Origin of the sequence: Shinella zoogloeoides (genome assembly GCF_033705735.1) — a bacterium.
Classification (GTDB): Bacteria; Pseudomonadota; Alphaproteobacteria; order Rhizobiales; family Rhizobiaceae; genus Shinella; species Shinella zoogloeoides_A.
In genome coordinates this window covers 217,464-237,709 of sequence record NZ_CP131130.1, presented here as the reverse complement: position 1 = coordinate 237,709, position 20,246 = coordinate 217,464, and the positions used below count along the sequence as shown (strand labels likewise).

Genomic DNA, 20,246 nt, shown 5'->3' with positions numbered 1-20,246 from the left:
GTAGTTCCACGGTTCCCCGGCGGGATCGCCCGGGAAAGTGCGGGCTTGCTATCACAAACGATTTAAAGCGTCATCATCCTGCCCGAAAACATTCGGCAGAAAGGCCGTCGCCGGGTCCCGCGAAGTTTCGCTTTGACAGGATAGCCCAAGACGATTAAGGGGACCGGCTAATCATTTTCCCCTTCAACACGCCGGAAACACCGGCCCCGCCGACAAACGAACGGCACCTGAGAGGCTTTGACAGTGGCAAAACCGGAACTCGGCACCAAGCGCATCGACCCGGAAACGGGCAAGAAGTTCTACGACCTGAACCGCGACCCGATCGTTTCGCCCTACACGGGCAAGACCTATCCGCTCTCCTTCTTCGAAGAGACCTCGGCTGCGGCCGTCCTCGAAAAGGAAGAGGAAGAGGATACCAACGAAGTCGATACCGAGAACACGGAAGTCGAACTCGTCTCGCTCGAGGATGCCGACGAAGATGCATCCGGCGGCGACGACCTGCCGGATCTCGGCGATGACGACGTCGAAATCGACGGCGACGACGACGACACGTTCCTGGAACAGGACGAAGATGACGACGACGACGACATGAGCGACCTCATCGGCGTCACCGGCGACGAAGACGAAGCTTAAGACCTTGATAATCCGGCCGGTTTCAAAAAAATCGGCCGGATTTCATTTTTCGGCTTGCCATCTCCGAAACCCGGAAGTAATAAGCCGCACACCGAACGGCAACACCGCTTCGGTTCCCGGAAACCGGCTCTGCCGGACCCGTTATGGGGCTATAGCTCAGCTGGGAGAGCGCTTGCATGGCATGCAAGAGGTCAGCGGTTCGATCCCGCTTAGCTCCACCAAACCTTCCCGCAGAATGATCTTTCTACAGCGCTACACAACCGCTGCCGTATTCCGCCCTAGAACTTTACCCCGATGCTCACGCCGGCGTGGGTGATGCCGTCGTTGGGGCCGTCGCAGAGGTTGGCGTGGGACGAGTGATCAACGGTCGCCATCAGGTTGACGTTGTCGGTGACGCGCATGCCGAGCGCGGCGTGCTCGCGAAAGAGGAGGCGGCAGCCGAGGAGCGGGCCGGTTCCACTGTCGAGGTTGCCGTTATGCACCGTGCCGCCCGCGCCGACCTCGGCGAAGAAGGTCTCGGTGATCGGCACATGCCAGTTGAGGCCGAGATAGGCCTGGTCCGTCGCGTCCGCGCCACCCGACACGCCGACCTGGACGCGCGGTTCGAGAAGGGCCTTGGCAAGACCGGTCTCGGACGAGTGGAAAGGCGCGAAGTAGATTTCGGCGGAGCCGACGGCACCCTTGTCGTGATCGCCCTTCACGACCCCGCTCACGCCGAGGCGGACCTCATCGACAAGGTCGCCTGCCATGGTGGGCTGGATGCCGAGGCCGGCGAAGGCCAGCACGAGCGCGGTTGCCGGAACATTTTTCATAGTGCCCCCCGAATCATCGGCAAAAGTCTCGCCGTGACTGTCGCGATTGTACAGCCAGAAACGGATCAGATGTCGAAGGGCCCGAAAATGTCCTCGCCGGCCCTATGGCTGCTCGCGCATGCCGGGCGTCGCCTCACGCTGGTCGGCGTCCTCCAGGTCGGTCTTTACGATGAAGGTGTCGTTGTGCTGGCGGGCGGCTTCGCGAAGCGCTGCGAGATTCGGCTCGTCGTCGCCGCCGATCTCGCCATCGCCATGGTCGATTTCATGCTCCGCCTGCAGCCAATGGTCGTCCGGCTTGCCTTCGGGCGAGCCTTCCTGCTGCCAGAGTTCGTAGGCCCGTCTGCGGATGCGGTCTTCCCGGTTCTCGGTCATGGATGTGCTCCCTTTTATTCGCGTCGAATAAACGGATGAGCCGGCCTGAAAGTTCCCGTCTTGCGCAATTCAGGAACCGCGAATAAGCATGGCGTGCTACGCGTTTCAGGGGAAAATGCCGGGCTTGTCGGGGGACTTCATGAGCTTTACGGAAACGACGACCACCTCCTGGTTTTCCAGGCTGAAGGGGGCGCTGATCAAGATACTGGTCGGCTTCGTCCTGCTTGTCGCCTGCATCTGGCTTCTCTTCTGGAACGAGGGCCGCTCGGTGAAGACCTACCGGGCCCTCGTCGAGGGCGCCGGGCTCGTGGTTTCCCTCGACAATGGCAGCGTCGATCCGGCCAATGACGGCAGGCTCGTGCATATTTCCGGGCCGGTGAAGCCGGTCGGCGTGCCGCAGGACGATATGCTCGGCATTTCCGCCGAGGGCGCGGCCGGCCTCGAGCGCATCGTCGAGATGTATCAATGGGCCGAGAGCTCGCAGTCCGAGACGCGCAAGCAGCTCGGCGGCAGCGAGGAAACCGTCACCACCTATTCCTACCGCAAGGAATGGAGCCGCGACGAGATCAGCTCCGGCAGCTTCCGCCAGCCGGGCCACGACAATCCGAGGAAGCCGGTCGCGGATGCGCGCTTCTCCGTTCCCTCGGCGACGATCGGCGCCTTCAGCATCGAGGGCCGCGCGGTTGCCCGCCTCGGCAAGGAGCGCATCGTGCCGCTCGGCGCGACCGAGGCGAGCCGGCTCGGCGAGGCCGTTTCGCTCGGCAAGCCCGTCTCGGTGATGGCCGGCGCGGCCGTCTTCTCGCTCAACCCGCAGGATCCGCAGATCGGCGACATCCGCATCCGCTTCGAGCGATCGGATGTTTCCGAGGCGAGCTTCGTCGGCGCGCAGCGCGGTACGGGCCTCGTTCCCTACAAGACGACGAACGGGCGCGAGCTCTTCCTCAGCGAGGCCGGTATTTCCGACGCGGCCGCGATGTTCGACGCGGCGCAGAGCGAAAACACGATCATCACCTGGGCGGTGCGCATCGGCGGGCTGGTCGGGCTCCTCGTCGGCTTCGCCTTCATCCTCTCCATCTTCGGCGTGATCGCCGACATCGTACCCTTCGTCGGTTCCATCGTGCGCTTCGGCACGACGGCGATCGCGCTCATCCTCACCCTGCTCGTCGGGCCCGCGGTCATCGCCGTCGCGTGGATCGCCTATCGGCCGCTCGTCGCTATCGCGGTTCTTGCCGCCGGCATTGCGCTTGCCGCCGGCATCCTCTATCTGCGGCGCGGCAAGGGGGCGGCCCCGGCGACCGCACCCGCATGACGGAACGGGCAGGATGGGCGTGACGTGACCTTCTACATTTCGAAGATCTTCTGGCTTCTCGCCCAGCCGCTTTCCCTCACCTTCACACTGCTCGTCATCGGCCTTGCCGCGGGCCGGCTGGGCTGGCGGCGCATCGGAACGCTGGCGGGGACGATGGCCGCGCTCGTCCTTTTCGTGACGCTCTTCACCTCGACCGGTTCGGTGCTCCTTCAGGTGCTGGAAGACCGCATTCCGCGCGCCGAGCTTGCCAGCGGCGGGCCCTCCTGCATCATCACGCTCGGCGGCGGGTTCGAATCGGAGATCATCGCGGCGCGCGGCGGCTTCGAGATGACGCAGGCCGGCGACCGCTTCGTCGAAACGCTGCGGCTGGCGCGGGAGTTTCCCGAAGCGCGCATCCTGATTTCCGGCGGCGACGGATCGTTCAGCGGGGCCTATGAGGGTGACGCCGTGGTCGGCACGCGCTTCTTCGAGGCGTTCGGCGTGCCGGCGACACGGCTGATCCGCGAGGGAGATTCCCGCGACACGTTCGAGAACGCCGCCAATACCCAGGCGCTGCTTGCCGCGAACAATCTCGGGAACTGCCTGCTGGTGACGTCAGCCTTCCACATGCCGCGGTCGGTCGGCCTCTTCCGCAAGCTCGGCCTTGCCGTGCAGCCCTGGCCGACGGATTACCGCACGACCGGGCGGGCGAGCCTCGGGCTCGATTTCTCCCAGCCATCGGCCAACAGCCAGCTCATGACGACGGCGCTGCGCGAATGGACGGGACTGCTCTTCTATTACCTCGCGGGCCGCACACATACGCTGCTTCCGCAATAGGTCACTTCTTCGAGATCGTCTCGAAGCGGGTGTTCCGCACGCGGATGGTCATGATGCAATACTCGTCGTCGCTCCGGCCGCAGCTTGCCGCATTGGCCTTGAGCTCCAGCACCATGTTGCCGAAGCGCTTCTTCATCTCGTAGCCGTAGAGATCGGCCGTGGCGGCGAGGAAATAGCCGCCCTCGGCCACGCGGATATAGAATTCGTGCGGGCAGCCGACATTGCCGCACAGGCCGCCCGGCACGCCGTCGCAGTTGACCGCCCCGAGATTGAAGATCGCATCCGTCTGCCGGTCGTTGTTGAAATCGACGCTCTCGGCGAAGTCCTCGCCATAGACGGCCGTCTTGCAGCGCTTGGCAACTTCCGCCTGAACGGCGGCCATGGCATCCGGCACGATCTCGGCCGCGCGAACGGGCGTGGCGGCCGCGACGAGCGCGGCGCAGAGGAGCGCGAGGAAACTCATGCGGATGGCCATCTCTCAAACCTTTCCATGGCGGGCGATTCGGTCATTATGCGGCCGGGTGCGGCATGCGGCGTGATTCTGCCGCGCGCACCTTTGCAGTCGGCGATTCCGGACGCACCTTGCCGGAACAGCTTTAGGCAGCAAAGCTGTCGCGAGGCTTGGCCTGCTGGGGGCCCGGCGAATAAGGGGGAAGACGTGACGATCCTTGAACTGCTCGATTATACGGGCGTTGCCGTCTTCGCCGCGACGGGCGCGCTTTCGGCCTCGCGCAAGCAACTCGACATCATCGGCTTCCTGTTCCTCGCCGCCGCGACCGGCATCGGCGGCGGCACGTTCCGCGACGTCATCCTCGGGATACCTGTCTTCTGGGTGGTGAACCCGACCTATCTCATCGTCTGCGTGACGGTGGCGCTGGTCGTCTTCGTGCTGGCGCACCGCATCGAGTCGCGCTACCGGCTGCTGCTCTGGCTCGATGCCATGGGCGTCTCGGCCTATTGCGTGATGGGCGCGGCGAAGGGCTATGCCGCCACCGGCTCGCCGACCGTCGCCATCACCACCGGCGTACTGACGGCAAGCTTCGGCGGCATCATCCGCGACCTCCTCGCCAACGAGCCCTCGGTGCTGCTGCGGCCGGAGGTCTACATCACGGCCGCGCTGATCGGCGCCGCGGCCTTCACGGGGGCCACCGTCGCGGAGGCGCCGCTGTGGGTCGCCTCAGCGATCGGCATGGGCGCCGCCTTCATCGTTCGCGGCGGGGCCCTGCGCTTCGGCTGGCGCTTTCCGGTCTACAAGCCCCGGCCGGGGCGGCATCCGGACGATGTCATGTGAGAAGGATCAGGCCTTGCGCGGGCGCAGGCGGATGATCACGTCGACATGCGCGATCTCCATGCCCTCGGGCGGCTCCGGCAGGTTGCCGATCTCGATATTGCTCACCGGGATGTCGAGGACGTGGTTCTCGCCCTCCACGAAGAAATGGTGATGGTCGGAGACATTGGTGTCGAAATAGGTCTTCGCGCTTTCCACCGCCAGGACGCGGATGAGGCCGGCCTCGGTGAACTGGTGCAGCGTGTTGTAGACCGTCGCCAGCGAGACCGGAACGCCGGCCGTGACGGCTTCCTCGTGCAGTTCCTCCACCGTCAGGTGGCGGTCGCCCTTGGCGAACAGGAGGTCGGCAAGGGCCACGCGCTGGCGCGTCGGGCGCAGGCCGGAATGGCGCAGGCGCTCTTCGATGGGCAACTCGTGTGCATGCGTCATGGGCGAGCGATCCGCTTGTCTGGCCTTGAACAACAATCTTGAGCTTTCGATATAACTTTAGCGCTGCCGGGATTCAATAGGATTGCAACGCCCAATGGGCCAGGATTGCAGCGCCCGATGGGCGCGCAACATGCGGAAAACCGGGGCCTTGGCCCCGCCCAAGGCAATTTGCGCTGGCTGTCACCGCACGCATCATGTATGCGGACTGCTGAATTAACGTCTCGCCCAAAACGGGTGCGGCGACAAAACGGGAGGGATCGGGCGCTTTAAATTCCGCCTCGCCTCCTCTAAATCTAGCGCTGAACAAGCGTGTACAAGACCGGGGATGAGACATTCGATGACGACCAGGCAATCCAGCTACAACTATGAGGAAATCCTGTCCTGCGGCCGCGGCGAGCTCTTCGGCCCGGGCAATGCGCAGCTTCCTCTGCCGCCGATGCTGATGGTCCACCGCATCACCGACATTTCCGAGACGGGCGGCGCCTTCGACAAGGGCTATATCCGCGCCGAATACGACGTGAAGCCCGACGACTGGTACTTCCCCTGTCATTTCCAGGGCAATCCGATCATGCCCGGCTGCCTCGGCCTCGACGGCATGTGGCAGCTCACCGGTTTCTTCCTCGGCTGGCTCGGCGAGCCCGGCCGCGGCATGGCGCTCTCCACCGGCGAGGTGAAGTTCAAGGGCATGGTCCGGCCGGACACCAAGCTTCTGGAATACGGCATCGACTTCAAGCGCGTCATGCGCGGCCGCCTCGTGCTCGGCACGGCGGACGGCTGGCTGAAGGCCGACGGCGAGACCATCTACCAGGCGACCGACCTGCGCGTCGGCCTGTCGAAGGACAAGGAAGCCTGAGGCGGAAAGCCTCGGGGGCGGCGCGCCGCCCCCGCCACGAGACGTTCAAGAAAAGGTCAGGAATATGAGACGGGTAGTTGTCACGGGTCTGGGGATCGTATCCTCCATCGGGAACAATGCTGACGAAGTGACGGCATCGCTGCGCGATGCGCGCTCGGGCATCAGCTTCAGCCAGGACTTCGCCGACCACGGCTTCAAGTGCCAGGTCTGGGGCTCGCCGAACATCGACACGACCGATCTCGTCGACCGCCGCGCGGCCCGCTTCCTCTCGCAGGGCGGCGCGTGGAACCACGTCGCGATGAAGCAGGCCATCGCCGATTCGGGCCTTGAAGAGGCCGAATATTCGGCCAATCCGCGCGCCGGCATCATCATGGGTTCGGGCGGTCCGTCCACCCGCACGCTGATCGAGGCGGCCGATATCACCATCAAGAACAACTCGCCCAAGCGCATCGGCCCGTTTGCCGTGCCGAAGGCAATGTCCTCGACGGCCTCGGCGACGCTCGCCACCTGGTTCAAGATCCACGGCGTCAACTATTCCATCTCGTCGGCCTGCTCGACCTCGGCGCACTGCATCGGCAATGCCGCGGAAATGATCCAGTGGGGCAAGCAGGACATCATGTTCGCCGGCGGCCACGAGGACCTCGACTGGACCATGTCGAACCTCTTCGACGCCATGGGCGCCATGTCCTCCAAGTACAACGACACGCCGTCGACCGCCTCGCGCGCCTATGACGTCAGCCGCGACGGTTTCGTCATCGCCGGCGGCGCGGGCGTCCTCGTCCTCGAGGAACTGGAGCACGCCAAGGCCCGCGGCGCGAAGATCTATGCCGAGATCGTCGGCTACGGCGCGACCTCCGACGGCTACGACATGGTGGCCCCGTCGGGCGAAGGCGCGATGCGCTGCATGCGTCAGGCGCTCGCCACGGTGAAGGGCGATGTCGACTACATCAACACGCACGGCACCTCGACGCCCGTCGGCGACTCGAAGGAGATCGGCGCGATCCGCGAAGTCTTCGGCGAGAAAATCCCGCACATCCAGTCGACCAAGTCGCTGACCGGCCATTCGCTGGGCGCTGCCGGCGTGCAGGAATCGATCTACGGCCTCCTGATGATGCAGGCCGGCTTCATCGGCGAAAGCGCGCATATCACCGAGCTGGACCCCGAATTCGACGGCGTTCCGATCGTGCGCAAGCGCATCGACAATGCCAAGATCGACACGGTTCTTTCCAACTCCTTCGGCTTCGGCGGCACGAACGCCACGCTGGTCTTCCAGCGTCACAACGGATGACACGCATGACGGGGATCATGAACGGCAAGCGCGGCCTCATCATGGGGGTCGCGAACAATCACTCCATCGCGTGGGGGATCGCGCAGAAACTGGCCGGCGCCGGCGCCGAACTCGCCTTCACCTACCAGGGTGAAGCGCTCGGCAAGCGCGTCAAGCCGCTCGCCGCCGAACTCGGTTCGGATTTCGTCATTCCCTGCGACGTCGAGGATATCGCCTCGGTGGATGCGACGATCGAAGCGATCCGGGAAAAGTGGGGCAAGCTCGATTTCGTCGTGCACGCCATCGGCTTTTCCGACAAGAACGAGCTGAAGGGCCTCTACGCCGACACCTCGCGCGACAACTTCTCGCGCACCATGGTCATCTCCTGCTTCTCCTTCACGGAGATCGCCAAGCGCGCGGCGGACCTGATGACGGACGGCGGCGCGATGCTGACGCTGACCTATGGCGGCTCGGTGCGCGTCATGCCGAACTACAACGTCATGGGCGTCGCCAAGGCCGCGCTGGAAGCCTCCGTGCGCTACCTTGCCGGCGACTACGGCCCGCAGGGCATCCGCGTCAACGCGATCTCGGCAGGCCCGATCCGCACGCTGGCCGGCGCCGGCATCTCCGATGCCCGCGCCATGCTTTCCTGGCAGCAGAAGAACGCCCCGCTCCGCCGCACCGTCACCATCGAGGATGTCGGCAATTCGGCGCTCTACCTGCTCTCCGACATGGCAAGCGGCGTTACCGGCGAGATCCACTATGTGGACGCCGGCTACAACATCACCTCCATGCCGACGCTGGAGCGGCTGGCGAAAGCGGACAGCGAGTAAGAGACACACGGCGCGAAGATCTCCTTCGCGCCGTTTTTCTTTGTGCTCAGTCGAACACGACCGGCACGAGCGACAGCACCAGCAGCAACGCCATGGTTCTGTTGAACAGTTTCAGGCTGCGCTCCCCCGTCATGAAGCGCCCCGCGCCGACGCCGATGCCGGCCCAGGCCAGCGTGCTCACCAGCGTCGCGCCGCCGAAGATGACGGCAAAGGCCGAGGGGATCGCTAGGTCCCCTGCGACGCCTCCGCCATAGGCCACCACAGCGCCCGCGACCATCACCCAGAGCTTCGGATTGACGAGCTGCAGCAATGCACCCTCGACGAAGGTGAAGGGCCGCTGCCGGCTGCTCCCGGACGAAAGACCGACCGGAGCCGTCGCGATACGCCAGGCGAGCCAGAGCAGATAGGCGATGCCGATCCATTTCAGCGCCAGATGCACGCGCGGGTCCGAGACGACCGCGCCGCCTGCCGCCGCGACAGCGAAGATGATGGCTGCCACGCCGATGCCCATGCCTATTGCGACCGGGAGGGTGCGACGGAAGCCGTAGTTGGCGCCCGATGCCGTCACCATCGTATTGTTCGGCCCCGGCGTGCCCGCCATGGCGAAGGCAAAGCCAGATGCCGCCATTATCCAAGCCCAGTCCATCCTGCCCTCCTCATCCAGACATCGGCAGCCTATGCCGCCCCATGCGCAACGGGGTTGCGAAGATGCCAGCAATGGACAAGAATTTGGCATTCCATGCCACTGGATGGCTTGAACGTTTGTGAGGATTTCAATGCAGCTCGACGATATCGACCGCCGTATCCTGCGCGAACTGCAACAGGATGGCCGCCTGCAGAATGTCGAGCTTGCAAGGCGGGTCGGCCTGTCGCCCTCCCCTTGCCTGCGCCGGGTGAAGCTATTGGAAGAGGCCGGCGTCATCGACCGCTATGTCGCGGTGGTGGATCAGGCGAAGGTGGGGCTGCAGCTTTCCATGTTCGCGCGCATCTCCCTGACGGCGCAGGATGCCGAGACCATCGACCATTTCATCGCCGCGATGAAGCGGCTGCCGGAGGTGGTGGAGTGCTACATCATGCTCGGCGAGAGCGACGCACTGCTGCGCGTCGTCGTCTCGGACCTGGAAGACTATCGCCGCTTCCAGTCGACGCATCTCACCCGCAGGAACGGCATCCAGACCGTCAAGACGGATGTGCCGAGCGAAACGGTCAAGCAGAGCTTCGCGCTGCCTTTGTAGGGCTCAGCGCTTGCCCCACAGCACCTTGAAGCGGGCGTTGCGGCAAAGCTCACCGCTTTCCTTGAAGGCTTCCTTCAGCACCGGCTCGTAGGGCAGGCCGCGATTGGCGACCATCAGCAGGCGGCCGCCGATCTTCAGCGACTTCGCCGCCATGCGGATCATGCCAGCGCCGAGCGAATGGTCGGCGGCATGGCCCTCGTGGAAGGGCGGGTTCATGACGATGAGGTCGTAGTGGTCGCGCGGCGTTTCCGTCGTCAGGTCGAACCAGTAGAAGCGCGCCGGGATGTTCGGGCAGTTCTCCGCCATGTTCTCCTTGGCGGCTTCCAGCGCCTCGTAATGCGCCTCGAAGAGGTCGATGCCCTTCGCCTGCGGCGCGCGGCCACCGAGCATGACCGAGAGATAGCCCCAGCCCGCGCCGAAATCGGCGGCATGGCCGTTGAAATCCTCCGGGATGCGGGTGGCGAGCAGTTCGGAGCCGTCGTCGATGCGGTCATGCGAGAACATGCCGGGCGCCGCCGTGAAGCGGCCGGCGATGCGCACCGGCTTGGCCGCGAGCTTGGAGATCGCCTCCGCCGGGTCTTCCGGGCGGGCGAACCAGATGGCGAGGCCATGGTACTTCGGCATGGAATCGCCCGTCAGGCCAAGCTGGTCGAGGCGCTTGCGCATGGACTGCACGCCGTCTTCCTTGCCGCCGGCAACGACGATCAGACCGCCCGTGCGCACGCGGCGCAGGGCTTCGGCGATACGGTTCTCGTTCTCGCCCTTGTGCTTGGTCATCAGGATGAGCGCGCCGTCGAAATCCTCGCCCTCGATGACGGGCTTGACCGGTGCGCGCACGGCTTCCAGCCCGCGATAGAGCGAGCGCAGCGGCTGCACCGCCTCCAGGGACGCGCCAAAGCCTTCCGGCGGGCGCTGGCCGGCTTCCGCGCCGAGGAAGAGGTAGCGTTCCCCCTCACCCGGCAGGCCGAGCGTGCCGGAGGCGAAGGGATGGAACAGAGTTTTCAGGGCGTCGCGGGTCATGGTCGGCTTTCGGCGGATGATTGGTCTACTAAAAAGAAAAGGGGCGCGGAACGTGCCGCTCCGCGCCCCCTTCATGCATTGGTGTCCGATTACTCGGCGGCTTCGCCGTCGCCCTTCTTGTCGGCGGCGATTTCCTTGCCGGTCGCCTGGTCGACGACCTTCATGGAGAGGCGAACCTTGCCGCGCTCGTCGAAGCCCATCAGCTTGACCCAGACCTTGTCGCCTTCCTTGACGACGTCAGAGGTCTTGGCAACGCGCTCCTGGGCGAGCTGCGAGATGTGCACGAGGCCGTCGCGCGGGCCGAAGAAGTTGACGAAGGCGCCGAAGTCGGCGGTCTTGACGACCGTGCCTTCGTAGATCATGCCGACTTCCGGTTCCGCGACGATGGAGTGGATCCACTTGCGGGCCGCTTCGATCTCCTTGCCGGACGAGGACGCGATCTTGATCGTGCCGTCGTCTTCGATGTTGATCTTGGCGCCGGTCTTTTCGACGATTTCGCGGATGACCTTGCCGCCCGTGCCGATGACTTCACGGATCTTGTCGACTGGGATGTTCATGACTTCGATGCGCGGTGCGAATTCGCCGAGCTGGCTGCGGCCTTCGGAGATGGCGTGGGCCATTTCGCCGAGGATGTGCTTGCGGCCGCCCTGCGCCTGGCTGAGCGCGACCTTCATGATCTCTTCGGTGATACCGGCGATCTTGATGTCCATCTGCAGCGAGGTGATGCCGTCGGCGGTGCCGGCGACCTTGAAGTCCATGTCGCCGAGGTGGTCTTCGTCGCCGAGGATGTCGGAGAGAACCGCGAAGCGATCGCCTTCAAGGATGAGGCCCATGGCGATACCGGCAACCGGCTTTGCCAGCGGAACGCCGGCATCCATCAGAGCGAGCGAGGTGCCGCAGACGGTCGCCATCGAGGACGAGCCGTTCGACTCGGTGATCTCGGAGACGACGCGCAGCGTGTAGGGGAACTGTTCCGCCGTCGGCAGCATCGGGCGGATAGCGCGCCAGGCAAGCTTGCCGTGACCGATTTCGCGGCGGCCCGGGGAGCCCATGCGGCCCGTTTCACCGACCGAGTAGGGCGGGAAGTTGTAGTGCAGCAGGAAGCGTTCCTTGTACATGCCGGTCAGGCTGTCGACATACTGCTCGTCTTCGCCGGTGCCGAGCGTGGCAACGACCACGGCCTGGGTTTCACCGCGGGTGAAGAGAGCCGAGCCGTGCGTGCGCGGCAGGATACCGACTTCCGAAACGATGGCGCGAACGGTTTCGAGGTCGCGGCCGTCGATGCGGCTCTTGGTGTCGAGGATGTTCCAGCGAACGATCTTGGCCTGCAGGTGCTTGAAGACGGCGCCGATGACTTCTGCGCTGTACTTCGGCTCGACGCCTTCCGGCAGGAAGTGTGCCTTCACCTTGGCCTTGACGGCGTCGACGGCGGCGTAACGATCAGCCTTCTGGGTGATCTTGTAGGCGGCGCGCAGTTCGGTTTCGGCAAGGCCGAGCATTTCGGCTTCAAGCTCGGAATAGTCTTCCGGCTGGAAGTCGCGCGGTTCCTTGGCAGCCACTTCAGCGAGCTTGATGATCGCGTCGATGACCGGCTGGAAGCCCTTGTGGCCGAACATGACGGCGCCGAGCATGACGTCTTCGTTCAGTTCCTTGGCTTCGGATTCGACCATCAGGACGGCGTCCTGCGTGCCGGCGACGACGAGGTCGAGAACCGACTCGTCCATCTCGTCGAGATGCGGGTTCAGGACGTATTCGCCGTTGATGTAGCCAACGCGAGCGGCGCCGACCGGGCCCATGAAGGGAACGCCGGAGATCGTCAGCGCGGCGGAAGCGGCAACCATCGACAGGACGTCGGGATCGTTCTCGAGGTCATGCTGGACGACCGTGACGACGACCTGCGTGTCGTTCTTGTAGCCTTCCGGGAAGAGCGGGCGGATCGGACGGTCGATCAGGCGGGAAACCAGCGTTTCCTTTTCCGACGGACGGCCTTCACGCTTGAAGTAGCCACCCGGGATCTTGCCGGCGGCGTAGGTCTTTTCCTGGTAGTTGACGGTCAGCGGGAAGAAATCCTGGCCCGGCTTCGGCGCCTTGGCGGAAACGACGGTGGCGAGAACGACGGTTTCGCCGTAGGTCGCGAGAACCGCGCCGTCAGCCTGACGGGCGATCTTGCCGGTTTCCAGCTTGAGCGGGCGGCCGGCCCACTCGATTTCAACCGTATGGGTATCGAACATGTCTTGTCCTTCTTGACGGATACGCGCACCGCCGCCCGAAAAGGCGCAGGTGGTCTATCCGTGTTCGTGACGCATCATGGGCAAGACAGCGGGAGGCTTCCGTGGATGGCGCCGCGCGCCCGAAGCATCCTGCAATCCTGCCCCATGACAGGCCATCGGTTGGTTCCGCAGGACCGGCCCATCCGGCCTGCTGGAGAATCCCGTTCCGCGAGGCGGCCGCAGCCGGCACTGACGAAGCGGTACGGCGGAAATTTCTTCCGCAAAAGAAAGCGGCGGGCGTTCACGAGGAACGCCCGCCGAAATTGCTTAGCGGCGAATACCGAGGGCAGCAATCAGCTTGCTGTAACGGGCTTCGTCCTTCTTCTTGAGGTAGTCAAGAAGCGAGCGGCGGCTGGAAACCAGCGTCAGAAGGCCACGACGGGAGTGGTTGTCCTTCTTGTGGTCCTTGAAGTGGCCGGTCAGGTTGTTGATACGCTCGGTCAGGATCGCGACCTGTACTTCCGGAGAACCGGTGTCGCCTTCCTTGGTGGCGTATTCCTTGATCAGCGCAGCCTTGCGCTCAGCAGTGATCGACATCGTATGTCCTTTCATGAATGGGAACAAAGGTCGCCAAAAGCCGGGATGTCGTCCAGCGATGGCCGTGAAGGCAAGCGGGCAGGCCCGCATTGCTGGCGGTGCCTATAAACCATTAGCGGGCGAAATGGAAGGGGCCGCGATCAACCGCCGCCCGGTGCCCGTCAGAAGCGGCTGGCCGGCTGGCCCGGCGCCAGATCGGGCGCATCGCCGCCCTTCGGGCAGACGACATAGGCGCCGAAGACCCAGCCGAGCCGCTCGCCCCCGCGCGAGACGAAAAGCCAGCGCTTGGCGCCGATCCTCGTTTCCTCGATCACCTCCAGCCGCGTGCCGTTCCGCAGCGTCGTCAGGATCGGCCCGTTCGGCGCGGAGCGGACATTGAGCGGCGTGCCGGTCGGATCGTCGACCACGCATTCGCCGGCGGCAAGGGCGGGCGTTACGGCGGCCGCAAGCATGGCGGCGGCGATGGCCGCCCGCAGGAAAGGCGTCATGGCGTAAACCCCGGCATGGGAGGAAGAAGCAGCTCTCATCATTCGGAGGAACCCGGCTGGTGAGCCTCCTCGTCACGCAGGCGGGCGAGCGGGATCGTCACCCGCCATTCGATGCCGTCGTCATGCACGATGAATTCCAGCGTCGCGTCGAGCGCCATGCCGAGCATGCGCTCCAGAACCACGCTGCCGAAGCCCTTGCGGCTGTCCGCTATGGCCTGCTTGTCGATCGTCGCGCGGCTTTCGAGCCAGACGAGGTCGAGGTTCTCGCCGGCCGTCACCCAGCTCAGCGAGACGATGCCGGTGTCGTTGGCGAGCGCGCCGTATTTGGTGGCATTGGTCGACAGCTCGTGCAGCGCCATGCCGAGCGTCTGGGAGGCCTGCGGATCGAGCAGCACGGCGGGGCCGGCGATGCGCACACGGCTCGTATCGTCGGGCGTGAAGGGCTTGAGCTGGTTGCGGGCCAGTTCGGCGAGGTTCACGCCCTGCGTCGCATTGGCGATCATCAGGTCTGTCGAGCGGGCAAGGCCCGAGACGCGCCGGCGGAAGGTCTCGGCGAAGTCGCCGGCATTCTCCGCGCCTGCCACCGACTGGTTCAGCATGGCCTGGATGACGGTGAGCTGGTTCTTCGAGCGGTGGGCGACCTCGCGCATCAGGAAGCGCACCTCGTTTTCCGACTTCACGCGGGCATCGGCCGCCTCGGCGAGCGCGCGGGAGACCGTCTCCAGCTCGGAGATCGCATAGCGGCGCGAGGCGACGCGCTCGCCGCGGCCAAGCCGGCGCGCGTCATGCGCCAGCAGCCGCACGTCGCGCGAAAGGACGCGCGCGATGCCGACGGCGCCCGCCGCCGCCAGCGCCGCGAAGACCGCCCCGCCGATGGTAAGCCAGAGGAAGGAGGAGACCGCGGGTGCCTGCACATCGGAGGATTTCGCCCAGGCGATCATCCGCCAGCCGGCCAGCGAGGAGAATTCGGTGACGACCTGGTAGTTGACATCGTCCTGGCGCATCGTGCTGACGCCGAGGCGAAGCGAGGGCACGACACGCAGGAAGAACGGCTGACCCGCCTTCTGCTTCTCGTCCGTCGAGACGATGACCTTGCCCTCGGTATCGAGCACCGCCGCATTCCAGCCGGGCGAAAGGATATCCGGATTGACCGCGCGCCGCAGCGCTTCGGCATTCTTGGTCAGCGTCAGCAGCACCTGCTGGCCGTTGTGAAGGCGCATCGGCTGGTAGACGTTGAAGACCCATTGCTGGGCGGTCTTGCCGAAGAAGAGGTCGGAGACCATGCGCTCGCCGCGCGACAGCGCGAGCCCCGCCGAAACCGGTTCCGACGCCGCACTCAGCGCCGTGCCGTAGGGCACGCGCGTGTTGAGGATCTGGTGCATCGTCGGGTCGATGAGGATGAAATAGATGTCGGTGCCTTCGAGCGCCTTGCTCGCCTGCCTGTGCAGGGCGGCGTAGTCGCCCTTCTGCAGGCTGTCCGACGTCGAGAGAAAATTCAGCGTCGAGAACATGCCGGAGATCTCGCGCTCAACGGCGCGGTTCACGGCGCTCGTCGAGGTGCGCAGCAGCGATTCGAAGATGCGCTCCTGCGCCTCGTTGGTGCGCTTGAGGACGATGATCGAGAACAGGAAGGCCGGAATGACGGCGACGAGGATGAGGCAGACGAGATAGAAGGCGACCGGATGATGCATGCGCCTGCGGGCCTCGCCAGCGCCGCTCTCCACATTTCCGGCGGATACCGTTCGGTCGTTCGGCGTCATCGTCAACGGCCAGCCCCTTCACCCCTCGCCTGCGAGCCGGCCCGCCGGCCAAGCGCCGCCGCGCCCGTCCTAGAACGGACCTCGCCGGCCCATAAAGCCAATAGCTTGTGGTGAAATCAAGTCGGAGGCGTTTCGTTCCGCCCCCTTATTATTAGCCTGCGAAAACCCGCTTGGGACGGAACTCGCCGCCGCCGATCTCGCCGATGGCGATCAGCTTTCCGCGCGCCGTGGCATAGGCCTCGTCCGCCGAAACGGGCGCATCGCGGCCGCGGACGATGATCGGGTTGCCCATGCGCAGGCGGTGCGCCTGGTCATCGTTGACGACGATCTGCGGCAGGCTCGACAGGGCCTCGCCGGTATCGATGAGGAAGGCGTCGAGCGCCGCAAGCCGTTCTGCGTCGTCCTCGATCTTCTCCAGCGCCGTCAGGTCCGCGAGCGGCACCATGTCATCCTCGCCGAAGGGGGCGACGAAGGTGCGGCGTAGCGCCGAGATATGGCCGTAGCAGCCGAGCTGGCGGCCGAAGTCACGGGCGAGCGCGCGCACATAGGTGCCCTTGCCGCATTCGACCTCGAAGGCGGCCGTATTTTCGTCCGAGCCCACCAATGTCAGGCGATGGATTTCCACCTCGCGCGAGGGGATCTCGACCGTCTCGCCTTCGCGGGCGAGGTCATAGGCGCGCTCGCCGTCGATCTTGATGGCGGAGAACTGCGGGGGAACCTGCCGGATGACGCCGGTATAGTCGCCGAGGATCGCGGTGATCTCGTCGGCGGTCGGGCGCTTGCCGGATGTCTGCGTCACCTCGCCCTCGAGGTCGTCCGTCGTGCGCTCCTCGCCCCAGGTCACCGTGAATTCGTAGATCTTGCGGCCGTCCATGACATAGGGAACGGTCTTGGTGGCGTCGCCCAGCGCGATCGGCAGCATGCCGGAGGCGAGCGGATCGAGCGTGCCGGCATGGCCGGCCTTCTGCGCCTTGAACAGCCACTTGATCTTGGAGACGGCCTCGGTCGAGCCGAAGTCGAACGGCTTGTCGAGGATCAGCCAGCCGGAAACCGGCCGGCCCTTGGGTTTGCGGGGTCTGGACATCTGTATCCTGGATTATTGATCGTCGTCGCCGTCTTCGGCGTCAAGATCGCGAGCGACTTCCGGCGAGCGCAGGAGGTCGTCGATCTTCTTGTAGTTGTCGAAGCTGGTATCGTCGCGGAAGCGCACGTCCGGCATATACTTCATCTGGCGAAGCTGCGGGCCGAGACGGCCGCGGATGAACTTCGCATTGCGGTTGAGCGCCTCGATCACCGCCTCGTGGTCCTTCACGCCGAGCGGCGTGACATAAGCGGTCGCGTGCTTCAGGTCGGGCGACATGCGCACTTCCGAGATGGAGATCACGGTCTTCTCCAACAGCGGATCGCGCACTTCGCCGCGCTGGAGCACCTGGGTGATCGCCGCGCGCACCTGTTCGCCCACGCGCAGCATGCGTTGCGACGGCGCCGAGGATGTTGCTCTGGTCATGGTGGTCACCTTCAAAAAAATGCGAGCGCCGAAAATGTCCGGCGCCCGCATGATGATCTGATCGCCGGCAGCTTACAGCGTGCGCGTGACGTGCTCCACGCGGAAGCATTCGATCTGGTCGCCGACGCGGATGTCTTCGTAGTTCTCGAAGGCCATGCCGCATTCCTGGCCGACATTGACTTCCGAGACCTCGTCCTTGAAGCGCTTGAGCGTCTTGAGCTTGCCTTCGTGGATGACGACGTTGTCGCGCACGAGGCGGACGCCCGAACCACGCTCGACCTTGCCTTCCGTGACGCGGCAACCCGCGACCTTGCCGATCTTCGTGATGTTGAACACCTCGAGGATCTCGGCATAGCCGAGGAAGGTTTCGCGGCGCTCCGGCGACAGGAGACCCGACATCGCCGCCTTCACGTCATCCACCAGGTCGTAGATGATGTTGTAGTAGCGGATTTCGATGCCCTGGCGCTCGGCAAGCGAGCGGGCCTGTGCATTCGCACGGACGTTGAAGCCGATGATGGCGGCGTTGGACGCTTCGGCGAGCGAAATGTCCGACTCGGTGATGGCGCCGGCGCCGGAATGGACGATGCGGACCCGCACCTCGTCCGTGCCGAGCTTGTCGAGCGCGCCGGCAATGGCTTCGATGGAGCCCTGCACGTCGCCCTTGATGAGCAGCGGGAATTCCTTGAGGCCGGAATTCTGGAGCTGGTTCATCATCTGCTCGAGCGAGCCGCGCGAACCCGTCTGGCGCGCCACCTGCTTTTCGCGGGCGAGGCGCTGGCGGTATTCGGAGATCTCGCGGGCACGGCCTTCGTTCTCGACGACCGCGAACTTGTCGCCCGCAGCCGGCGTGCCGGAAAGACCGAGAACCTCGACCGGCATGGAGGGGCCGGCGTCCTTGACGTGTTCGCCCTTGTCGTTGACGAGCGCGCGCACACGGCCCCACTGGTCGCCGGCGACGATGATCTGACCCGGCTTGAGCGTACCCGTCTGGACGAGAACCGTCGCCACGGAGCCACGACCGCGGTCGAGCTGGGCTTCGACGACGACGCCCTCCGCCGTGCGGTTCGGGTTCGCCTTGAGATCGAGGATTTCGGCCTGCAGCAGGATGGCTTCGAGCAGCTTGTCGAGGTTCGTGCCGTTCTTAGCCGACACTTCCACGTCGAGCGTCTCGCCGCCCATGGATTCGACGAAGACCTCGTGCTGGAGGAGCTGCGTGCGAACGCGCTGGACGTCCGCCGTCGGCTTGTCGACCTTGTTGATCGCCACGATGATCGGAACACCCGCCGCCTTGGCGTGGTTGATGGACTCGATCGTCTGCGGCATCACGCTGTCGTCGGCCGCCACCACGAGGATCGCGATGTCGGTCGCCTGCGCGCCGCGGGCACGCATGGCGGTGAAGGCGGCGTGGCCGGGCGTATCGATGAAGGTGATCTTGTGACCATCCTGCTCGACCTGGTAGGCGCCGATATGCTGCGTGATGCCACCGGCTTCGCCGGCAACCACGTTGGCGTGGCGGATGGCGTCGAGCAGCGAGGTCTTGCCGTGGTCGACGTGGCCCATGATGGTCACGATCGGCGGACGGGATTCCAGATCGCCTTCTTCGTCGGCGACGTTGAAGATGCCTTCTTCGACGTCGGATTCCGAGACGCGCTTGACCGTGTGGCCGAATTCGCCGGCGATGAGTTCAGCCAGGTCGGCGTCGATCAGATCGCCGGGCTTCATCATCTGACCTTCCTTCATCAGGTACTTGATGACGTCGACGGCGCGTTCGGACATGCGCTGTGACAGTTCCTGGATGGTGATGGTTTCCGGAAGGATGACTTCGCGCATGACCTTTTCGCGGGTCTCCTGCATCTGGCTGCGCTTGAACTTCTCCTGGCGGCGGCGCATGGCCGACAGCGAACGACCGCGCTGCGCGCCATCCTCGTCGCTCGACGCGGTGGTCAGCGTCAGCTTGCCCTGGCGGCGACCGTCGTCGGCCTTCGGACGGGCCGGGACCTTTGCCGGTTCCGGGCGCTTGACGGCGCCGCGGTTGGCAGGCGCGCCACCGCGCGGACGCTTGTCATCGTCCTCATCGGCTTCACGGCGGCCACGGCCGGCGAGCGGGGTTGCGGCAGGCGCCGGGACCGGCGTGCGGCCGGGCTGCGGGCGGGCCTCCGCGGCAGCGGCGGGCTTTGCCACCGGCTGCGGGACAACCTCTTCCGCGGCGACAGGCGCCGGTGCGGCGGCCTCGGCGGCGCGGCGCTCGGCCTCTTCCTTCTCGCGGATGATGCGGGCTTCTTCCTCGGCCTTCTGACGGGCTTCCTCTTCCACCTTGCGGCGGGCCTCGTCCTCGGCGCGCTGGCGCGCTTCGGCGGCGTCGCGGATCTGCGCTTCTGCAAGCGCGCGGCGACGGGCCTCGACCTCATCGGGCGAAAGCTGGTTCAGCACGACGCCGACGCGCGGGCGGCTCTGCTCGGCCTGCGGCTGGTGGGCCGGGCGCGAGGGCTGCTGCACGGGACGCGACTGCTGCGGCTCGGGCTGGCGCTGCACCGGCGCGACCGGGGTCACGGGACGCTCGTCTTCCGGGCGGTTGATGCGGCGCTTGCGGGTCTCGACCACAACGGCCTTCGTGCGGCCACGACCCATGTCCTGGCGCACGGTGCCCTGCTGGACGCCGGAAGGCTTCAGGCTCAGGGTCTTCTTGCCCGCCACGCTGATCGTCTTGTCGTCTTTGTTGTCGGTCATTCCGTTCCGTTCCTAAGATCAGGGCCGGATGCGTATCACCAGACCCTGTCGTTCAATTGTTTTCGTCCAATGCGATAGCGGCCGGCGAAA

Annotated in this window: 21 protein-coding genes and 1 tRNA gene; 9 read left to right on the top strand and 13 right to left on the bottom strand. The window is 65.1% G+C overall.

Features of this window, described 5'->3' with window-relative positions:
• Positions 1–243 precede the first annotated feature (243 nt).
• Positions 244–633, top strand: a complete 390-nt coding sequence (locus tag ShzoTeo12_RS01155) for a TIGR02300 family protein (RefSeq protein ID WP_119257644.1) — start codon at positions 244–246, stop codon at positions 631–633.
• Positions 634–778: 145 nt separating this feature from the next.
• Positions 779–854 (top strand) — tRNA-Ala (locus tag ShzoTeo12_RS01150).
• Between the two features lie 57 nt (positions 855–911).
• Here the strand turns inward: ShzoTeo12_RS01150 and ShzoTeo12_RS01145 are convergent.
• Positions 912–1,445, bottom strand: a complete 534-nt coding sequence (locus ShzoTeo12_RS01145; RefSeq protein ID WP_119257643.1) for an acyloxyacyl hydrolase — start codon at positions 1,443–1,445, stop codon at positions 912–914.
• A 102-nt stretch (positions 1,446–1,547) separates the two neighbouring features.
• Positions 1,548–1,835: a DUF2934 domain-containing protein gene (locus ShzoTeo12_RS01140; protein ID WP_245424867.1), complete on the bottom strand. Its 288-nt coding sequence runs from the start codon at positions 1,833–1,835 to the stop codon at positions 1,548–1,550.
• Positions 1,836–1,956: 121 nt separating this feature from the next.
• On the opposite strand from ShzoTeo12_RS01140, the gene ShzoTeo12_RS01135 reads away from it, so the two are divergent.
• On the top strand, positions 1,957–3,126 hold the full coding sequence (locus ShzoTeo12_RS01135; protein ID WP_318910917.1) for a TMEM43 family protein: 1,170 nt from the start codon (positions 1,957–1,959) through the stop codon (positions 3,124–3,126).
• Between the two features lie 24 nt (positions 3,127–3,150).
• A complete protein-coding gene (locus ShzoTeo12_RS01130) occupies positions 3,151–3,942 on the top strand; it encodes a YdcF family protein (RefSeq protein WP_318910915.1) in 792 nt (263 codons plus the stop codon).
• Between the two features lies 1 nt (position 3,943).
• Here ShzoTeo12_RS01130 and ShzoTeo12_RS01125 read toward each other — a convergent pair whose 3' ends face one another.
• Positions 3,944–4,417, bottom strand: a complete 474-nt coding sequence (locus ShzoTeo12_RS01125) for a hypothetical protein (protein ID WP_119257639.1) — start codon at positions 4,415–4,417, stop codon at positions 3,944–3,946.
• A 183-nt stretch (positions 4,418–4,600) separates the two neighbouring features.
• Between ShzoTeo12_RS01125 and ShzoTeo12_RS01120 the strand changes: the two genes are divergently transcribed.
• Positions 4,601–5,233 (top strand): trimeric intracellular cation channel family protein, encoded by a 633-nt coding sequence (locus tag ShzoTeo12_RS01120; protein ID WP_318910912.1) that lies wholly within the window; start codon positions 4,601–4,603, stop codon positions 5,231–5,233.
• Between the two features lie 6 nt (positions 5,234–5,239).
• Here ShzoTeo12_RS01120 and irrA read toward each other — a convergent pair whose 3' ends face one another.
• Entirely contained in the window at positions 5,240–5,659 is a 420-nt protein-coding gene (gene irrA / locus ShzoTeo12_RS01115) for an iron response transcriptional regulator IrrA (protein WP_119257637.1), read from the bottom strand.
• 337 nt (positions 5,660–5,996) lie between these two features.
• Here irrA and fabA point away from each other — a divergent pair, with 337 nt between their 5' ends.
• The 3 genes from fabA to fabI all read left to right on the top strand — a co-directional run bounded on the left by fabA (position 5,997) and on the right by fabI (position 8,612).
• Positions 5,997–6,512 carry a 3-hydroxyacyl-[acyl-carrier-protein] dehydratase FabA gene (fabA, locus tag ShzoTeo12_RS01110; protein WP_119257636.1) on the top strand — a complete coding sequence of 172 codons (516 nt, stop codon included), beginning with the start codon at positions 5,997–5,999 and terminating at the stop codon, positions 6,510–6,512.
• A 64-nt stretch (positions 6,513–6,576) separates the two neighbouring features.
• Entirely contained in the window at positions 6,577–7,800 is a 1,224-nt protein-coding gene (fabB, locus tag ShzoTeo12_RS01105; protein ID WP_318910910.1) for a beta-ketoacyl-ACP synthase I, read from the top strand.
• 5 nt (positions 7,801–7,805) lie between these two features.
• Positions 7,806–8,612, top strand: a complete 807-nt coding sequence (gene fabI / locus ShzoTeo12_RS01100; RefSeq protein ID WP_318910908.1) for an enoyl-ACP reductase FabI — start codon at positions 7,806–7,808, stop codon at positions 8,610–8,612.
• Between the two features lie 46 nt (positions 8,613–8,658).
• On the opposite strand, the gene ShzoTeo12_RS01095 is transcribed toward fabI, so the two are convergent.
• Positions 8,659–9,258, bottom strand: a complete 600-nt coding sequence (locus tag ShzoTeo12_RS01095) for a LysE family translocator (RefSeq protein ID WP_318910906.1) — start codon at positions 9,256–9,258, stop codon at positions 8,659–8,661.
• Between the two features lie 130 nt (positions 9,259–9,388).
• Here ShzoTeo12_RS01095 and ShzoTeo12_RS01090 point away from each other — a divergent pair, with 130 nt between their 5' ends.
• Positions 9,389–9,847, top strand: a complete 459-nt coding sequence (locus ShzoTeo12_RS01090) for an Lrp/AsnC family transcriptional regulator (protein ID WP_318910904.1) — start codon at positions 9,389–9,391, stop codon at positions 9,845–9,847.
• A gap of 3 nt (positions 9,848–9,850) precedes the next feature.
• On the opposite strand, the gene ShzoTeo12_RS01085 is transcribed toward ShzoTeo12_RS01090, so the two are convergent.
• From ShzoTeo12_RS01085 to infB, 8 genes are all read right to left on the bottom strand, one after another.
• Positions 9,851–10,867: a class I SAM-dependent methyltransferase gene (locus ShzoTeo12_RS01085; RefSeq protein WP_318910902.1), complete on the bottom strand. Its 1,017-nt coding sequence runs from the start codon at positions 10,865–10,867 to the stop codon at positions 9,851–9,853.
• Positions 10,868–10,956: 89 nt separating this feature from the next.
• A complete protein-coding gene (gene pnp, locus ShzoTeo12_RS01080; RefSeq protein WP_318910900.1) occupies positions 10,957–13,098 on the bottom strand; it encodes a polyribonucleotide nucleotidyltransferase in 2,142 nt (713 codons plus the stop codon).
• Between the two features lie 306 nt (positions 13,099–13,404).
• Positions 13,405–13,674, bottom strand: coding sequence for a 30S ribosomal protein S15 (gene rpsO, locus ShzoTeo12_RS01075; protein WP_119257629.1), 270 nt, complete (start codon positions 13,672–13,674; stop codon positions 13,405–13,407).
• Positions 13,675–13,835: 161 nt separating this feature from the next.
• Positions 13,836–14,162, bottom strand: a complete 327-nt coding sequence (locus tag ShzoTeo12_RS01070; RefSeq protein WP_318910898.1) for an SH3 domain-containing protein — start codon at positions 14,160–14,162, stop codon at positions 13,836–13,838.
• A 38-nt stretch (positions 14,163–14,200) separates the two neighbouring features.
• Complete coding sequence (locus ShzoTeo12_RS01065) at positions 14,201–15,922, bottom strand: sensor histidine kinase (protein ID WP_119257773.1); 1,722 nt, start codon at positions 15,920–15,922, stop codon at positions 14,201–14,203.
• A gap of 151 nt (positions 15,923–16,073) precedes the next feature.
• A complete protein-coding gene (gene truB, locus ShzoTeo12_RS01060) occupies positions 16,074–17,006 on the bottom strand; it encodes a tRNA pseudouridine(55) synthase TruB (protein ID WP_318910895.1) in 933 nt (310 codons plus the stop codon).
• A 12-nt stretch (positions 17,007–17,018) separates the two neighbouring features.
• Positions 17,019–17,429 carry a 30S ribosome-binding factor RbfA gene (gene rbfA / locus ShzoTeo12_RS01055; RefSeq protein WP_119257772.1) on the bottom strand — a complete coding sequence of 137 codons (411 nt, stop codon included), beginning with the start codon at positions 17,427–17,429 and terminating at the stop codon, positions 17,019–17,021.
• A gap of 72 nt (positions 17,430–17,501) precedes the next feature.
• Positions 17,502–20,156 carry a translation initiation factor IF-2 gene (gene infB, locus ShzoTeo12_RS01050; RefSeq protein ID WP_318910894.1) on the bottom strand — a complete coding sequence of 885 codons (2,655 nt, stop codon included), beginning with the start codon at positions 20,154–20,156 and terminating at the stop codon, positions 17,502–17,504.
• Positions 20,157–20,246: the final 90 nt, after the last annotated feature.

Excerpts from the sequence above, each read along its gene's own strand:
- ShzoTeo12_RS01145 (WP_119257643.1), bottom strand. The coding sequence starts at position 1,445 with ATGAAAAATGTTCCGGCAACCGCGCTCGTGCTGGCCTTCGCCGGCCTC.
- ShzoTeo12_RS01135 (WP_318910917.1), top strand. The coding sequence starts at position 1,957 with ATGAGCTTTACGGAAACGACGACCACCTCCTGGTTTTCCAGGCTGAAG.
- ShzoTeo12_RS01125 (WP_119257639.1), bottom strand. The coding sequence starts at position 4,417 with ATGGCCATCCGCATGAGTTTCCTCGCGCTCCTCTGCGCCGCGCTCGTC.
- irrA (WP_119257637.1), bottom strand. The coding sequence starts at position 5,659 with ATGACGCATGCACACGAGTTGCCCATCGAAGAGCGCCTGCGCCATTCC.
- fabA (WP_119257636.1), top strand. The coding sequence starts at position 5,997 with ATGACGACCAGGCAATCCAGCTACAACTATGAGGAAATCCTGTCCTGC.
- fabB (WP_318910910.1), top strand. The coding sequence starts at position 6,577 with ATGAGACGGGTAGTTGTCACGGGTCTGGGGATCGTATCCTCCATCGGG.
- fabI (WP_318910908.1), top strand. The coding sequence starts at position 7,806 with ATGACGGGGATCATGAACGGCAAGCGCGGCCTCATCATGGGGGTCGCG.
- ShzoTeo12_RS01095 (WP_318910906.1), bottom strand. The coding sequence starts at position 9,258 with ATGGACTGGGCTTGGATAATGGCGGCATCTGGCTTTGCCTTCGCCATG.
- ShzoTeo12_RS01090 (WP_318910904.1), top strand. The coding sequence starts at position 9,389 with ATGCAGCTCGACGATATCGACCGCCGTATCCTGCGCGAACTGCAACAG.
- ShzoTeo12_RS01085 (WP_318910902.1), bottom strand. The coding sequence starts at position 10,867 with ATGACCCGCGACGCCCTGAAAACTCTGTTCCATCCCTTCGCCTCCGGC.
- pnp (WP_318910900.1), bottom strand. The coding sequence starts at position 13,098 with ATGTTCGATACCCATACGGTTGAAATCGAGTGGGCCGGCCGCCCGCTC.
- rpsO (WP_119257629.1), bottom strand. The coding sequence starts at position 13,674 with ATGTCGATCACTGCTGAGCGCAAGGCTGCGCTGATCAAGGAATACGCC.
- ShzoTeo12_RS01070 (WP_318910898.1), bottom strand. The coding sequence starts at position 14,162 with ATGACGCCTTTCCTGCGGGCGGCCATCGCCGCCGCCATGCTTGCGGCC.
- ShzoTeo12_RS01065 (WP_119257773.1), bottom strand. The coding sequence starts at position 15,922 with ATGACGCCGAACGACCGAACGGTATCCGCCGGAAATGTGGAGAGCGGC.
- truB (WP_318910895.1), bottom strand. The coding sequence starts at position 17,006 with ATGTCCAGACCCCGCAAACCCAAGGGCCGGCCGGTTTCCGGCTGGCTG.
- rbfA (WP_119257772.1), bottom strand. The coding sequence starts at position 17,429 with ATGACCAGAGCAACATCCTCGGCGCCGTCGCAACGCATGCTGCGCGTG.
- infB (WP_318910894.1), bottom strand. The coding sequence starts at position 20,156 with ATGACCGACAACAAAGACGACAAGACGATCAGCGTGGCGGGCAAGAAG.